At 45.3% G+C, this 15,658-nt stretch carries 12 protein-coding genes; all 12 read left to right on the top strand.

Annotation, left to right across the window (positions count from 1 at the left end; translation table 11 throughout):
* Positions 1-14: 14 nt before the first annotated feature.
* A complete protein-coding gene (locus HMPREF1535_RS20675; RefSeq protein WP_007655952.1) occupies positions 15-653 on the top strand; it encodes a TetR/AcrR family transcriptional regulator in 639 nt (212 codons plus the stop codon).
* A gap of 11 nt (positions 654-664) precedes the next feature.
* A complete protein-coding gene (locus HMPREF1535_RS20670) occupies positions 665-1,957 on the top strand; it encodes a TolC family protein (protein ID WP_010802806.1) in 1,293 nt (430 codons plus the stop codon).
* A 24-nt stretch (positions 1,958-1,981) separates the two neighbouring features.
* Positions 1,982-2,884 carry an HlyD family secretion protein gene (locus tag HMPREF1535_RS20665; RefSeq protein ID WP_044214570.1) on the top strand — a complete coding sequence of 301 codons (903 nt, stop codon included), beginning with the start codon at positions 1,982-1,984 and terminating at the stop codon, positions 2,882-2,884.
* A 30-nt stretch (positions 2,885-2,914) separates the two neighbouring features.
* Positions 2,915-3,814, top strand: a complete 900-nt coding sequence (locus HMPREF1535_RS20660; RefSeq protein ID WP_046147657.1) for an ABC transporter ATP-binding protein — start codon at positions 2,915-2,917, stop codon at positions 3,812-3,814.
* 134 nt (positions 3,815-3,948) lie between these two features.
* Complete coding sequence (locus HMPREF1535_RS20655; protein WP_010802809.1) at positions 3,949-4,683, top strand: ABC transporter ATP-binding protein; 735 nt, start codon at positions 3,949-3,951, stop codon at positions 4,681-4,683.
* A 2-nt stretch (positions 4,684-4,685) separates the two neighbouring features.
* Positions 4,686-5,801, top strand: coding sequence for an ABC transporter permease (locus HMPREF1535_RS20650; RefSeq protein ID WP_046147338.1), 1,116 nt, complete (start codon positions 4,686-4,688; stop codon positions 5,799-5,801).
* An 11-nt stretch (positions 5,802-5,812) separates the two neighbouring features.
* The gene (locus tag HMPREF1535_RS20645) at positions 5,813-6,907 is read left to right on the top strand and encodes an ABC transporter permease (RefSeq protein WP_046147337.1); all 1,095 of its coding nucleotides are present in this window, start codon (positions 5,813-5,815) and stop codon (positions 6,905-6,907) included.
* 173 nt (positions 6,908-7,080) lie between these two features.
* Positions 7,081-7,890 carry an IclR family transcriptional regulator gene (locus HMPREF1535_RS20640; RefSeq protein ID WP_007655969.1) on the top strand — a complete coding sequence of 270 codons (810 nt, stop codon included), beginning with the start codon at positions 7,081-7,083 and terminating at the stop codon, positions 7,888-7,890.
* Positions 7,891-7,898: 8 nt separating this feature from the next.
* Positions 7,899-9,671 carry a YncE family protein gene (locus tag HMPREF1535_RS20635; RefSeq protein ID WP_046147336.1) on the top strand — a complete coding sequence of 591 codons (1,773 nt, stop codon included), beginning with the start codon at positions 7,899-7,901 and terminating at the stop codon, positions 9,669-9,671.
* 12 nt (positions 9,672-9,683) lie between these two features.
* The gene (locus tag HMPREF1535_RS20630) at positions 9,684-10,778 is read left to right on the top strand and encodes a chorismate transformation FkbO/Hyg5 family protein (RefSeq protein ID WP_010802812.1); all 1,095 of its coding nucleotides are present in this window, start codon (positions 9,684-9,686) and stop codon (positions 10,776-10,778) included.
* Positions 10,779-10,846: 68 nt separating this feature from the next.
* The gene (locus tag HMPREF1535_RS20625) at positions 10,847-11,584 is read left to right on the top strand and encodes a cupin domain-containing protein (protein ID WP_007655974.1); all 738 of its coding nucleotides are present in this window, start codon (positions 10,847-10,849) and stop codon (positions 11,582-11,584) included.
* A 43-nt stretch (positions 11,585-11,627) separates the two neighbouring features.
* A complete protein-coding gene (locus tag HMPREF1535_RS20620; protein WP_046147335.1) occupies positions 11,628-15,638 on the top strand; it encodes an SUMF1/EgtB/PvdO family nonheme iron enzyme in 4,011 nt (1,336 codons plus the stop codon).
* The last annotated feature ends 20 nt before the right edge of the window (positions 15,639-15,658 follow it).

Below are 15,658 nucleotides of genomic sequence, written 5' to 3'. Positions count from 1 at the left end.
AAACAAGATATACAATGAGTACAGAAGAAGTAATCACAATGGAGAACCGAATCCTGGAAGCGGCCAAACAGGTCTTTGTCAGGAAAGGATATGAAGCGACCAAGATGGGCGACGTGGCTGCCGAAGCAGGTATCGGGCGTACGGCCCTACATTATTATTATCGTACGAAAGAAATGTTGTTCGATGCGATCTTCGACCAGTTGATAGATGCCTTGCTTCCGAACCTGGGAGCGATTATGGAAGAGAATACCTCTTTCCTGGAGAAGCTGCCGAAGATTATCGACCAATATGTAAGAACGTTGCAGAGGAATCCTTTGTTCCCTGTGTTTGTTATAAATGAACTACAACGTGATCCGGAGCATATTTATCATTCCATACTGAAGAATCCCGCACGGGTTGAACCAATCATCCGAATGCGTAAACAGATGGAGGATGAGATGGAGAGAGGTGTATTGAAGAAACTGCCGGTATATTATGCGGCGACTACCTTGATAAGCCTGCTGGTTTTCCCCATGCTGGTACGTAATCCGTTTACGGCTGTTTTTATGGGAGGCGATGCAGAGAAATATGAAGAATTTCTGCGGGAACGGATTCCCTTCGTTATTGATATAATGATCCGGTTGCTGACACCGGACGATAATACATCGAATTAATAAATACCCCTATGAAACGGATTTGTGTAATTTTATTCTTATGCTTCCCCTTATTGTCGGGTGCCGTAAAAGGGCAGGAGCAGATAACATTGACACAATGTTATGAATGGGCCCGTGCCAATTATCCCCAGATACGGCAGTTCGGGTTGATCGGGCAGACGGAACAATACAATCTCTCGAATGCCGGAAAAGGCTGGTTGCCCCAACTGACGGTGAATGCAAAGGCAACCTATCAGAGTGATGTAACTAAACTACCTTTTGATGCGGACAAACTTTCGTCGATCGTTCCGGGGCTGGAGATTCCGACATTAAGTAAAGACCAGTATCAGGTAGTGGCCGAACTGAATCAGAATATCTGGGATGGCGGAACAATTCATTCCACCCGGCAGTTGACAAAGGCACAGGCTGCTGCCGACCGCGAACAGCTGGAAAGCGACCTTTATACATTGAACGATCGGGTAAACCAACTTTATTTCGGTTGTCTGCTTCAGGAAGAACTGATCCGTCAGAACGCATTGCTCCAGAAAGAGTTGCAGATTAATATCGACCGGATAACGGCGATGATGGATAATGGTGTGGCCAACCAGTCCGACCGCGAGAGTATGGAAGTGGAACTCTTGAATGCCCGTCAGAAAGAAATCGAACTGAAAGCCTCCCGTGTCGCCTTCGGCAGAATGCTGAGTGCGCTGATAGGAAAGCCTTATGATAAAGACAGGATATTGGTTGTTCCTTCCATACCGGGCGATCCGTTATCCGGAGACATAAACCGTCCCGAATTGCGGGCGCTGGATGCAAAAAGCTATTTGCTGGAAGTACAAAACAAACAGATTACAAGTGGTCTAATGCCTCGTCTGGGTGCATTTGTACAGGGCGGATATGGCCGTCCGGGGTTGAATATGCTGGAGGATGACTTTAATCCGTTTTATATAGCGGGAGTACGCCTTTCCTGGAATATGGGCAAATTGTACACCTTGAAGAATGACCGCCGTAAAGTGACTACGGCACGTCAGCAGGTGGAGGTGCAGCGTGAGACATTCCTGTTTAATACCTCATTGGAACTGATGCAGCAAAATACGGAAATACAGAAAATCTCCGATCTGATGAAAGCGGATGACGAAATAATCCGCCTGCGTACCAGTATTAAAAATGCTGCGGAGGTGAAGCTGGCAAACGGCGTTATCTCCGTCACCGACCTTATCCGCGAAATCAATGCGGAAGATCTGGCGAAGCAAGCCGCTGCCGCCCATCGCATCCAGCATCTGAATGCCGTCTATAATTATATGTATACAACGAATAATGAATAATCACAAAGAATCATGAAGAAGAATATGAAACGATTGAATTCTTATACATTAATAGCAACCGCTTTATTAAGTCTGGCTGCATGTAACAGGGGAGACGGCGACTTCGATGCTACCGGCACGTTTGAAGCGACGGAAATCCTCGTATCTTCCGAAGCAAACGGAAAGATTATGGAATTGAATATAGAAGAAGGCGACCGTCTGGATGCCGGCGCCCTTGTAGGATATGTCGACAGCACTCAATTATATTTGAAGAAAATGCAACTCTCGGCCGGTCTGCGCTCTGTCGATATCCGTAAACCGGATATTCGCAAGCAAATAGCCGCCCTGGAGCAACAGATTGCTACCGCACGTACGGAACAACAACGTATGGAGAATCTGGTAAAGGCAAAAGCCGGCAACCAGAAACAGGTGGACGACATCGTCAACAATATCAAATACCTCCAGAAACAATTGGATGCGCAGTATTCTACGCTAAACAAGACGACAGGCGGTGCCGATGCGGAAGCCGAAGGTATCCTGTACCAGATTATGCAGCTGGACGACCAGTTACAGAAAAGCCGTATCGTAAATCCCCAGGCAGGAACCGTTCTTGTCAAATATGCTGAGCCGGGTGAAGTGACGGCCGCCGGTAAGCCTCTGTATAAAATAGCCGATACCGACTTGCTTTACTTGCGTGCCTATATCACGTCCGATCAGCTTTCGACGTTGAAACAGGGCCAGACAGTCCGTGTCTTTGCCGATTATGGAGAAAACGACCGGCGCGAATATCCGGGAACGATTACCTGGATATCCGATAAATCGGAGTTCACTCCCAAAGGAATCCAGACAAAGGACGAACGGGCCAATCTGGTCTATGCCATCAAGATTGCTGTTAAGAACGACGGTTATCTCAAGATTGGACAGTATGGGGAAACGGTGTTTGAGTAATTGAAAATTGAGAATTGAAAATTAATGGGGATGAATGGAGTTAAGATGGAGGCGGTTGGTAAGAACTACGGGCAGGTAGAGGCTTTGCAGGATATTTCTCTGGATATACGTCCCGGTGAATTGTTCGGCCTGATTGGTCCCGACGGGGCAGGGAAGACCACTTTGTTCCGTATCCTGACGACTTTATTGCTGGCGGATAAAGGGACGGCTACCGTCTGTGGTCTGGATGTCGTGCGTGATTATAAAAAGATACGTACGATGGTCGGTTACATGCCCGGCCGTTTCTCGTTGTATCAGGACCTGACGGTCGAAGAGAACCTGGATTTCTTTGCTACCGTGTTTAATACTACGGTAGAAGCCAACTATGACCTGGTTCACGACATTTATGTTCAGATAGAACCTTTTAAAAAACGGAAAGCAGGAAAATTGTCCGGAGGTATGAAACAGAAGCTGGCATTGAGCTGTGCTTTGATTCACCGCCCCGAAGTCCTTTTTCTGGATGAACCGACAACGGGTGTCGACCCGGTTTCCCGGGTGGAGTTCTGGGATATGCTGGACCGCTTGAAGAGGCAGGGCATTACGATTATGGTTTCCACTCCTTATATGGATGAGGCTTCCCGTTGCGACCGCATTGCTTTGATGCGTTCCGGCCAGTGCTTGTCCGTCGATACGCCGGTAGGCATCCGTGCCTCTTTCGGCAGGCAGCTGTGGACTGTCCGGTCGGCATCCATGTTCAGGCTGCTGACGGACCTTCGTTCTTTTCCGGGAACCTATTCCTGTTATGCCTTTGGCGATGCCCATCATCTGACATTAAAGGAAGATGGCAGGGAGATGAATGCCTTGATGCAGTTCTTGAAAGATAAAGGATATGCAGATGTCGCTATTGAACCGGTCGAGCCAAGTGTGGAAGATTGCTTTATGGCTTTGTAAAAACGATAGAGTGAAATGTAATACCATATATTGTGATAGAAAATTCTCATATATTATGATATTGGAATTGTATAATATATGAGAATGCAGTATCATAATATATGAGAATTTTATCTGATAAAAGTATATATACAATGAACGTAATAGAAACAGACAGTCTGACTAAGCGCTTCGGAACTTTTACCGCGGTAGATCATATCAGCTTTGAAGTGGGAGAAGGAGAGATCTTTGGTTTCCTGGGAGCCAATGGCGCCGGAAAGACGACGGCGATGCGTATGCTTTGCGGACTGTCGACACCCACTTCCGGCAAAGCCCGTGTGGCAGGTTTTGATGTATATAAGGAGACCGAGCAGATCAAACGCCATATCGGCTATATGAGTCAGAAGTTTTCCCTGTACGGCGACTTGAAAGTCTGGGAAAATATCCGTTTGTATGGCGGTATCTACGGTCTGTCAAAGAAAAAGCTGGCGGAGAAGACGGACGAACTGCTCGATGTACTGGATTTGGAGGGCGAGCGGAACACGTTGGTCGATGCGTTGCCTTTAGGCTGGAAGCAGAAGCTGGCTTTTTCCGTCGCTATCATCCACGAACCCCGTATTGTTTTTCTGGATGAGCCGACGGGTGGTGTTGATCCGGTTACCCGCCGTCAGTTTTGGGAGTTGATCTATAAAGCGGCGGAACGCAATATCACAGTCTTTGTCACCACCCATTACATGGACGAAGCCGAATATTGTAACCGTGTCTCTATTATGGTCGATGGAAAAATCGAAGCGCTGGACAGTCCGGCTGCTTTGAAATCGTCTTTCCATGCCGAAAATATGAATGATGTGTTCCGTGCCCTGGCGCGAAAAGCAACAAGAGGTGAATAGTTATGAAACAGTTTATATCTTTTATCCGCAAAGAATTCTTCCACATCTTCCGCGACAAACGGACCATGTTGATTTTATTGGCTATGCCGATTATCCTGATTATTCTGTTCGGCTATGCGATTACGACGGAAATAAAATGTGTGCCGATTGCCGTGTTCGACCAAAGCCGGGATGAAGTGAGCCGGAAAATCACCGAACATCTGGGGGCAAGCGAGTATTTTGATTTGTATAAAATGGTAGACAGCGAAGCGGAAGCTCAATCCCTCTTTAAACAGGGTAAGATTAAACTGGTCGTTGTTTTTCCGCCCCAATATGCTTCCACGGCGGATGCGGATGTCCAGTTGCTGGCAGATGCAACCGACCCGAACGAAGCGACCCAGCTGACCGCTTATGCAACCACCATCATCGCTTCTGCCAAAGCGGAGATACAAGGAAATCTCCTTCAGTCGGAAGAAAAAGCGCAGCTTATGCAGGCTGGCATTACGCCGGTCACTCACCTTCTCTACAACCCCACCATGAAAGGCGCCTACAACTTTGTGCCGGGGGTAATGGGATTGATCTTAATACTGATATGTGCCTTGATGACCTCCGTAGGCATCGTGAAGGAGAAGGAGATGGGTACGATGGAAGTGTTGCTGGTTTCGCCGATGAAGCCGGTCTATATCATTCTGGCAAAAGCGATCCCCTATCTTTTATTGAGTATAGTGAATGTGGCGACAATCCTTGCTCTGTCTTATTTCCTGCTGAAGGTTCCGATTGCGGGGAGCCTGGTTCTGCTGGTGGCAGTTTCCATCCTGTACGCCCTGGTTTCCCTTTGCCTCGGTCTGTTGATATCGACGATAGCCGACACGCAACAGGCTGCCATGCTGATTAGTGCTATGGTGTTGATGCTGCCGGTGATTCTGCTCAGCGGCATGGTATTTCCCATAGAGAACATGCCTGATATATTGCAATGGCTTTCCAATATCGTGCCGGCCAAATGGTATATTATCGCAGTGAAAGATGTGATGATAAAAGGGTTAAGTGCCGGAGCCATCCTGAAGGAGATAGGGATACTGTCGTTTATGGTCATATTCCTGGTGATTCTTAGTGTGAAACGTTTTAAGACTCGTTTGTGAGATAAGAAGTTATGAAAACATTACGATATTTACTTGAAAAAGAGTTTAAGCAGATCAAGCGCGACCGGTTTTTACCGCGCATCATCTTTTTGGTACCGTTGATGCAATTGCTTATCCTGCCTTTTGCCGCCAATTTCGAAATGCGTAATATCAATCTGGGAGTGATTGACCATGATCATTCCGTGGTGTCTGTGCAGCTGGTCGAAAAGATTCTTTCGTCCGGTTATTTCCGGCTGACCGATGTGTCTTCCAGTTATGATCAGGCGATCACCTCGATAGAAAGTAACGAGTCGGACCTGCTGCTTGAAATCCCGGCAAAGTTTGAACAGGAGCTTGGCCGGGAAGGAAAGGCGGATGTCCTGATTGCTGCAAACGCAGTGAACGGAACAAAAGGAGGGATGGGTAGCTCTTACCTCACACAAATTATTCAGGATTTTAACCGGGATAAAGGTTTCACCTCTGCTGCCGTGAGTAGTGGAGTGCGGGCGACAGCTCTTTTTAATCCGCATCTGAATTATAAGAATTATATGGTGCCGGGTATCCTGGTCTTTTTGTTGACGATTATCGGTGGTTTCCTTTCGGCCCTGAATATAGTCAGCGAGAAGGAGAAAGGGACCATCGAACAGATTAATGTGACGCCTGTCCCCAAAACATTGTTCTTGCTGTCGAAGCTGATTCCTTTCTGGGTAATCGGTTTTATTCTGTTGACGATCGGGGCCATTGTGGCATGGATTATTTACGGTTTGCTGCCGGTCGGCAATATGGGGATTATTTATTTGTTTGCGGCAGTTTATCTGATTGCTTTTACAGGTTTGGGATTGGCAATATCTTCTATATCGTCCAACCAGCAACAGGCGATGTTCACGGCTTTCTTCTTCTTGATTATATTTGCTTTGTTGAGCGGACTTTTTACCCCGATCAGCAGTATGCCGCAATGGGCACAGACTATAACATTATTTAATCCGGTACGTTATTTTATAGAAGTGATGCGTATGGTTTATCTGAAAGGCAGTTCGTTTTCCGATTTGAGCGGACATTTCATTGTCGTTTGTCTTTTTGCTGTATTATTTAATGTATTGGCTGTGATAAGTTATAGGAAAAAATAGTAAATCCCAAATACGTAATATAGAGTGCCGGATGGTAGAAACGGACAAACGGAGATAATGGTTTTGGCTAGTAGAATGTTTTACAGCATACTTAACGATATTTTACAAACATCTTACTGCTTTTTAACGTGACTCTTTTATATTTGATTCAAATCTGAAACAATATTTCAAATATGGAAAGCGTTATTCCAAATATGGAAAAAGGAGAAGAAAATTATAAGGTGCCGAATTTGGAGAAAGGAATTGCGGTGCTTGAATATCTTTCGCTTCGTCCACAGGGTGAGACGCTGCAAGATATTAAGAATAAGCTGGATATCTCCCAGACTACTGCTTATCGTATTTTGAACACTTTGGTTCGATTGGATTATCTTAACTATAATGAAGACACAAAACGCTACAAATTGTCCCGAAAATTGCTAACTTTGGGCTTCAGATCGTTGAATGAACATAATTTGTTGGAGACAGTATTGCCTTGTTTGCGTGATTTGCGTGATAAAGTAGGGGAGACTGCCTGTTTTGGTGTACTAGGAGATGAGAAAGGAATTTTTATAGAGCAGGCGCAGGGACATCATACGTTCCGCTTTGTTCTATCGCCGGGGAAATCATTTGAATTACATTGTTCTGCACCCGGAAAAGCGATTATGGCTTATCTGCCAAACACGGTCCGCGACCGGTATTTGTCGTATATGACATTTGCGAAGTATAATGCGCGGACGATTACTAACCGGGATGCTTACCTGGAAGAATTGGAAAAAGTCCGTAAGCTGGGTTATGCTATGGATAATGAAGAAGAATTGAATGGTGTGATCTGTGTAGGTGCTCCTATCTTTAACTACACAGGCTATCCATGTGGCGCCATCTGGATATCGGGTCCCAAAGACAGGTTAACAAAAGAAATATTCCATTCAACGGTTGCGAGCATCAAGGAGGTCGCTCAGAATATTTCGGCTGAATTAGGATATAGTAAAAACACAAAAAAATAAATAATACCATGAGGACGAGTAAATACATATTAAGAACTTCATTGATGGCATGCTTTGTCAGTTGTTGCATCTCATTTGCATCGGCTGATAATCCGCCTTTTTTTACGACTGATATAAAACTGAATGATAAAGGGGAAATGCTTCTGACTGAAAAAGGAATGAAGCGGGTGGATGTATTTTCAGCCGACGGCAAACTGCTGCGTTCTTTCCCCATGGATGAAACGCCGACCGGTATTCTGGTTGATGGCGATAAGGCCTATGTGACGACCTTTGAGAAGACGGGGAAGTTACAGATCTTATTGTTGGAATCGGGTAGGGTGGAAGCTGCTATCCCTACAGGGTCGGGTGCCTGTCATCCGATGTTCGGACCGGATAAAAAGACAATCTATGTCTGTAACCAGTTCGAAAACACCGTGTCGGAAATTGATCCGGTGAATCATAAAGTACTACGCACGGTTAAGGTACTTCGCGAACCGAAATCCGCCGTATTCAGCAAAGACGGTAAATATATGTATGTAACAAACTTCCTGCCGGCACAACGTGCGGACCTGGATTATGTGGCAGCCTGTGTTTCCGTGATTGAAATGGATGGTTTTACCAAAGTGAAAGATATTCAGCTGGCAAACGGTAGTAATGCTTTGCGTGGCATTTGTATTACGCCTGACGGCAAATATGTATATGTGTCGCATAATTTGGGACGTTTCGCCGTTCCGACTTCGCAGTTGCAGCAGGGATGGATGAATACGAGCGCTTTCAGTATCATCGATACGGAAAAGCAGGAGTTTGTCGGTGCCGTTGTTGTTGACGAACCGGAAAGAGGAGCTGCCGGTATCTGGAGCATCGATTGTAATGACGACCATATCTTTATTTCGCATTCCGGTACTCATGAGGTGAGTGTGATCGATCATCCGGCTTTGCGTGAAAAGTTTGAAGCCTATCCCAATAAGGCGGTGCTGGATTATGACCTGAATTTCCTGTATGGCATTCGCGAACGTGTTCCGTTGCAGGGTAACGGTCCCCGTGCGATGGCTCTGACCAACGAGAAACTGGTTGTTCCTACTTATTTTGCCGATGTTCTGAATGTAATGGATATTAATACCCGTGAAGTAACGTCGACAGAATTGAATCCGGGACGTACGGAAAGCAATATAAATAAAGGAGAAAAATATTTCAACGACGCCTCCCACTGTTTCCAGAACTGGCAGAGTTGTAACGGTTGCCACCCGGGGGATGCCCGTACGGATGGCATGAACTGGGATTTGATGAACGATGGCGTAGGAAACTCAAAGAACTGCAAAAGTTTGTTGTTTAGCCATGTGACTCCTCCTAATATGATTTCAGGAATCCGTGCTTCTGCGGAGGTTGCCGTGCGTGCAGGATATAACTTCATCCAGTTCTTCGATATTACTGAAGATGATGCAAAATGCGTGGATGAATATCTGACGTCATTGCGTCCGGTGCCGAGTCCTTTGCTGGTGAACGGCGAATTGTCCGATAAGGCGAAAGAAGGACGTAAAGTCTTTGAAAAACTAAAATGTGGTGAATGTCATAGCGGACCATATTATACAGACATGAAGATGCATCGTATCGGTGAAGATATCGAGTTTGAAAAAGGGTGGGATACTCCGACTTTAAGAGAAGTCTGGCGTACGGCTCCTTATTTGTTCGATGGTCGTGCAGCTACAATGGAGGAAGTCTTTGAAGTGCACAAGCATGGAATTGATAAGAAGGTATCCAAGAAAGATATTGAGGCTTTGGTTGAATATGTAAACTCACTCTAAAAGGAGGGATCGATGAATTATTGCGAGAAGATACGTTATAACATTTACACTACTGAGAAAGCGGATTTTGAGGAAATGGTGGATAAGCTGCTTGCCCAATTACCGCAGAACGAACAAATATTCAGGTTGGCCTTTTTCGGCATGCCGGATGATAATGAACAATATGTTTCGCGCCGCGTAATGTTGCGTGAAAAGGTACGTAAATACTATGGGAACCATGAACCGGTGTTGAGTTATGTATCCCAGCCGCCATTGAACGGAGGTTTGATACTGGAGGCTCATACATATACGCCGGATAAAGGAGACCATATTACATATAAACATATCGGGACATTCCCGTATGTGGTATTGGTAAATGGCAGCGGCCGTTTCCTGTTTGCCGGAGGTTTCCATGGCGATGTGATTAATTTCGGTATCGAGCAACAGTCGAAAGAAGTGTTCAAGCTGGTATCGGAGTTGTTGAGGAAGGAAGGATTCCCGATCAACAGCATCATCCGCCAGTGGAACTATATCGAGCAGATCACTAAGTTTGACGGTGAAGACCAGCATTATCAGATATTCAATAATGCCCGTAGCGATTATTATGCCATGACAACCTGGGAAAACGGTTATCCGGCAGCAACGGGTATCGGTGCGAATCTGGGAGGCATACTGGTTGATCTGGATGCTGCCGTATTCTCGAATCCGGATTGTTATGCAACACCGATCGACAATAAATTGCAGGTGGCTGCCCACGCTTATTCCGAAGGAGTACTGGAGCCGGCCCACAGCAAAAAGACGACTCCGAAGTTCGAGCGCGCTAAGAGCATGACATTTGGAGAACGTGAGGTGATCTATATCTCCGGAACTGCGGCTATCCGTGGCGAGGAGAGTTTGATAGGAGTGGGGTTGGAGCGTCAGCTTCATATTACGATGGAGAATATCGCTGAACTGATCGGTGAGGCGAAGTTGAAAATGCTCCGGGTCTATCTGAAAGAGAAATCTTTCTTTGAAGAAGCTGAAAGGCTTTTGAATGCGTATGAGTTGAATATCCCCATATCATATATGTGGGCTGATGTTTGTCGGGATGAATTATTAATTGAGATTGAGGGAATAGCAGTGTTGTAACCCCTGCCATATCATGTTGACCGTTTGGCGAAATAAAGCAAATATTACTAACATAAATTAAAACAAAAATGAAAAAAGGATTGAGTATTAAAACAATGGCTGTGGGGCTTTTATTAAGTTCTATGGTTGCATGTACTGGTAACAAAACAAGTGACGCTACTTGTTGCAACGGAGAGGGCGAATGCACTGAACAGAGCAAATGCGATAAAAATTCTAATTGTAAAACTAATAAAGAAATGACTTATTCTAAGAAGTACACAAACGCCGACTTCTACAAAGACGGCAAATTCGATCAGGCAGTAGCTATCGAAGCAATGAAAGACATGTTTAAGTTCTATGATGTTCCTTTTACAGAACTGATGGCTAAAGACATGTGGGTTACAGATTTCGGTCTGGGTGACTTTGAAAACGTTGGTATGGGTGGTATTTTCTGGATCAACGATGCAGAACACGGATACTTCGCTCACGCTATCTATCTGCTTCCGGGACAGATGATCCCTGAACACGCTCACGTAAAAACTAAATTCCCTGCAAAACACGAATCATGGATGGTTGAAAAGGGATGGGTTTATAACTTCTCTGTACTTGGTGACGAAACTCCGAACGCTCCTGCAATTCCTGCAAGTCACGGACCTATCAAGAGCAAAAACTTCGTAGTTCAGAAAGTCGGTGATGTATTGCGTCTGAAAGAACTTGAATCATTCCATTTCATGATGGCAGGACCGGAAGGTGCTATCGTTGACGAATGGGCTTGTTATCATGACAATGACGGTTTGCGTTTCACAAACCCGAAGGCGTCTCTCTAACTCCAATCGTAGTTGTTAACACCTTATATTAATATTGAGATACATGAATAAATATTTTTTATTAGTATCACTCTTTTTATCTACTTCCTTCCTTGTTTCGGCTGCGCCGAAACAAAAGAAGGTGGATACCTGGATTGATGCATCAATTAAAGCAAAAACGGAACTGCAAACCAAGCTTCAGAAAACAGGAATGCCGATTATTTCCTCTTTCAAGAAGCATAAGGAAAAAGCAGAACCTTTTGCTGTTGACTTGAAAGGCGTAGATAAGCTGGTGCTTATCACTGCCGGAGGTCCGGATGGTTCTGATTACGACCAGGCTGTTTGGGGTAATGCCCGTTTGATTAAAGCGGACGGTACTGCTGTTTGGTTGGATGAAGTTCCTTTCGAATATGGTGTTGCCGGTTGGGCAAAGCCAAAAATGAATATTAATGCTTACGACCATGAGATTTTCATTGCAGGCAAAGAATACAAACACGGTGTTTTCTGTCATGCAAACGGAACTTTGGTTTATCCTATTAAAGGTGAATATGTTCGTTTTGAAGCTGAAGTAGGTATCGACGATACTTCTTCCGGCGGTAGCGTGTATTTCCAGGCATTGAACGTTGTTCCGAAGTTTGTCGGCGATGAACTGATCGCTAAATATCCGGAACAGATCGGTATGCTGGGCGCTATGATGGACGGTTTGGACACTTGGTTGATCACCCCGGATGCCTCTATTGAAAAACAAGCAGTAGAAGCAATGGTAGGTAAGTTGAAAGACGGTTCTTATTATAAGAGTGTCGTTCAGCAGATCGCTAACGAAAAAGATGTAAATACACAAATCCGTAAATATCTGGAGTTGTTTGAAAAACTTCAGGATGTTTATGCGCTTCAGGGCGAACTGGAATGGCTGAATATCGATGCTATCAAGTTGGCATTTGCAGATATGAGCAAGCAGAAAGGTTTTGATGCTGTTAAATATCAGCCGATGCTGAATGAATTGGTACAACTTCAGCAGAAAGGTTTCAGTGGCATTTACAAAGGAGACGAACAAGCTATTGCCGATGCTCGCAAGGCATTGGATAATAAGAAGGCTATTTTGTTAGGCAACCCGTTGTTGGATGCAGACAAGATTGTTGCCGTACGTTATAAATTAGGCTCTACTGCTCGTCAGGCAATGGCTCCTTCTTTGGGAACACAAGCTAACAACTGGAGTAACCAGGAATCTGCCCGCCGTAGTGGTTTCGATGCAGAGATCGTTGAATTGTCTAACCTGCGTGGTGACATGCAGATGAAGAGTATCTTCAAACCGATCGTCCCCGATGCCTCTATCGCTGACCTGAGAATGCACTGGGATGCAAACCGCGTTATGTTCACAACCCTGATGGGCGAGAACGACAAACGTTGGAATGTATACGAAGTAAAACTGGATGGTACAGGTTGCAAAAAGCTGATCGAGAATGAAGAACCTGACTTGGAATTTTATGATGGTACTTATCTTCCGGACGGACGTATTATTGCTAACTCCAACATCGGTTACCAGGGTGTTCCTTGCGTAAGTGGTGATGACCCGGTTGGTAATATGGTTCTTTATACTCCGGAACAGAAGAATCTGCGTCGTCTGACATTTGACCAGGATGCCAATTGGAACCCGGTTGTAATGAATAACGGACGTGTGATGTATACCCGTTGGGAATATACTGACCTGACTCACTATTATTCTCGTATCGTGATGCATATGAATCCGGACGGAACAGAAAACAAGGCTTTGTATGGTAGTGGTTCAATGTTCCCGAACAGTACGTTCGACATTCAGCCGTTGCCCGGACATGGTTCTGCTTTCGTTGGTATTATCTCAGGACACCACGGTGTTGCCCGTTCAGGACGTCTGATCATCTTCGACCCGACAAAGGGACGTAAGAATGTACAGGGTATGGTTCAGGAAATTCCTCACCGTAACCGTCCTATCCAAGAGTTGATCAAAGACGAATTGGTAAATGGCGTATGGCCTCAGTTCGTTAAACCGACTCCGCTGAATGACAAATATTTCCTGGTTGCAGCCAAGTTAGACCCGCAGTCTTTGTGGGGACTTTATCTGGTCGATATCTATGATAACGTAACTTGTCTGATGCAGGCAGAAGGTGAAGGTTATATCAGCCCGATTCTGGTGAAGGAAACAAAAACACCTCCGGCAATTCCTGATCGTGTGAAGCTGAATGAAAAAGAAGCAACTATCTTTATTCAGGATATTTATGAAGGTGAAGGTCTGCGCGGTATTCCTCGCGGAACTGTAAAAGAACTTCGTCTGCATGCTTATGAATATGCTTATGTGAAGACTCGTTCAGACCACAACTGGCATGGTATCCAGAGTGGTTGGGATATCAAACGTTTGTTAGGTACTGTACCTGTTGAAGAAGACGGTTCGGCTATCTTCAAAGTCCCGGCTAATACTCCGATTTCTATCCAGCCGATCGACAAGGACGGCGTTGCTGTTCAGTGGATGCGTAGTTGGGTAACCGGCCAGCCGGGTGAAGTGGTATCTTGTATCGGTTGTCACGAAGACCAGAATCAGATTCCTATCCCGAAACGTGTGATGGCTTCTCAGAAAGCGGCTGCTCCGTTGAAGGCTCCTGAAGGTGGTGTTCGTTCATTCACATTCGACTTGGAAATTCAGCCTATCCTGGATCGTGCTTGTATCGCTTGTCATAATGGCGAAGGCAAGGCATTCGACCTGCGTGGCGGTAAGAAAGACAAACTGGGTTATGGCACATCTTATCTGAACATTCATCCGTACGTACACCGTCAGGGTGGTGAAGGTGATATGGTTGTTCTTCAGCCGTATGAATATCATCCGAACACCAGCGAATTGGTTCGTATCCTGAAGAAGGGTCACCATAACGTGAAACTGACTGACGCAGAATGGTTGAAACTGTACAACTGGATCGACTATAATGCTCCTGATAAAGGTTATTTCGATGCAAATGTTCTGGGTAAGGAAATCATCCCGTACCAGGGATTCGATCAGATCGAACGTCGTAAAGAATTGACTGACAAATATGCTAATGGCATGGGTGTGGACTGGAAGAAAGAAATCGCTGACTACGCTTCTTATCTGAAAGCTCAGGGCCCGATCACTCCGGTTATGCCTGAAAAGGCAGCTCCTGTAAAGGTGAAGAATGTGAAAGCTAAAGGCTGGCCGTTCGACAAAGCAGCTATCAAAGATATGCTTGCAAAGGAAACGAGCAACCGTAAAGAGGTTGAAATCGCTCCGGGCGTGAAGATCAATTTCGTTCGTATCCCTGCCGGTGAATTCGTAATGGGTAGCTATAATGGCGAATCTGATGCTTATCCTACTGCTAAGGTGAAGATCGACAAACCGTTCTGGATGGGTGAAATGGAAATTACCAACCAGCAGTTCAATGTGATTTATCCGGATCATGACAGCCGTTTCGTAGACCAGTTGTGGAAAGACCACGTGGTACAGGGTTATCCGGCTAACGAGCCGAATCAACCGGTAATCCGTGTAAACTACAATGATGCAATGGATTATTGTAAGCAACTGAGCGAAAAGACAGGTCTGAACATTACGCTTCCGACAGAAGCACAATGGGAATGGGCTTGCCGCGCAGGTAGCGACAGTGATTTCTGGTATGGTGATATGAATACTGACTTCGGTAAATATGAAAACCTGGCTGACAAGACTACTTTACTGTTCGCAGTAAGTGGCGTAGACCCGAAACCGATGTCTCCGAATTCTTATTGGTATAAGTATTATACTTATCTGCCGAAAGAAGAAGGAGTAGACGACGGTCAGCTGATCCAGACAGGCGAAAAGGTATATGAAGCCAACCCGTTCGGTTTGTATAACATGCACGGTAATGTTTCAGAATGGACCCGTTCAGACTATGTGCCTTATCCGTATAATCCGAAGACAAAACTGACTTCAGATCATAAAGTGGTTCGTGGTGGTTCATATATCGAACGTCCGAAATTCTCTACTGCTTATGCACGTAAGGCTTACTATCCGTACCAGCGTGTATTTAACGTAGGTTTCCGTGTAATCATCGAAGACTAATCCCTAAGATATGTCCTGGA

The organism is Parabacteroides goldsteinii DSM 19448 = WAL 12034, from assembly GCF_000969835.1.
Lineage (GTDB): Bacteria > Bacteroidota > Bacteroidia > Bacteroidales > Tannerellaceae > Parabacteroides > Parabacteroides goldsteinii.
Note: the sequence above shows the minus strand (reverse complement) of the source record. Positions and strands in the feature narration are given on the sequence as shown.

Coding starts and splice junctions, on each gene's coding strand:
- HMPREF1535_RS20675 (WP_007655952.1), top strand. CDS start 15: ATGAGTACAGAAGAAGTAATCACAATGGAGAACCGAATCCTGGAAGCG.
- HMPREF1535_RS20640 (WP_007655969.1), top strand. CDS start 7,081: ATGGAAAGCGTTATTCCAAATATGGAAAAAGGAGAAGAAAATTATAAG.
- HMPREF1535_RS20660 (WP_046147657.1), top strand. CDS start 2,915: ATGAATGGAGTTAAGATGGAGGCGGTTGGTAAGAACTACGGGCAGGTA.
- HMPREF1535_RS20670 (WP_010802806.1), top strand. CDS start 665: ATGAAACGGATTTGTGTAATTTTATTCTTATGCTTCCCCTTATTGTCG.
- HMPREF1535_RS20655 (WP_010802809.1), top strand. CDS start 3,949: ATGAACGTAATAGAAACAGACAGTCTGACTAAGCGCTTCGGAACTTTT.
- HMPREF1535_RS20630 (WP_010802812.1), top strand. CDS start 9,684: ATGAATTATTGCGAGAAGATACGTTATAACATTTACACTACTGAGAAA.
- HMPREF1535_RS20625 (WP_007655974.1), top strand. CDS start 10,847: ATGAAAAAAGGATTGAGTATTAAAACAATGGCTGTGGGGCTTTTATTA.
- HMPREF1535_RS20645 (WP_046147337.1), top strand. CDS start 5,813: ATGAAAACATTACGATATTTACTTGAAAAAGAGTTTAAGCAGATCAAG.
- HMPREF1535_RS20650 (WP_046147338.1), top strand. CDS start 4,686: ATGAAACAGTTTATATCTTTTATCCGCAAAGAATTCTTCCACATCTTC.
- HMPREF1535_RS20635 (WP_046147336.1), top strand. CDS start 7,899: ATGAGGACGAGTAAATACATATTAAGAACTTCATTGATGGCATGCTTT.
- HMPREF1535_RS20620 (WP_046147335.1), top strand. CDS start 11,628: ATGAATAAATATTTTTTATTAGTATCACTCTTTTTATCTACTTCCTTC.
- HMPREF1535_RS20665 (WP_044214570.1), top strand. CDS start 1,982: ATGAAACGATTGAATTCTTATACATTAATAGCAACCGCTTTATTAAGT.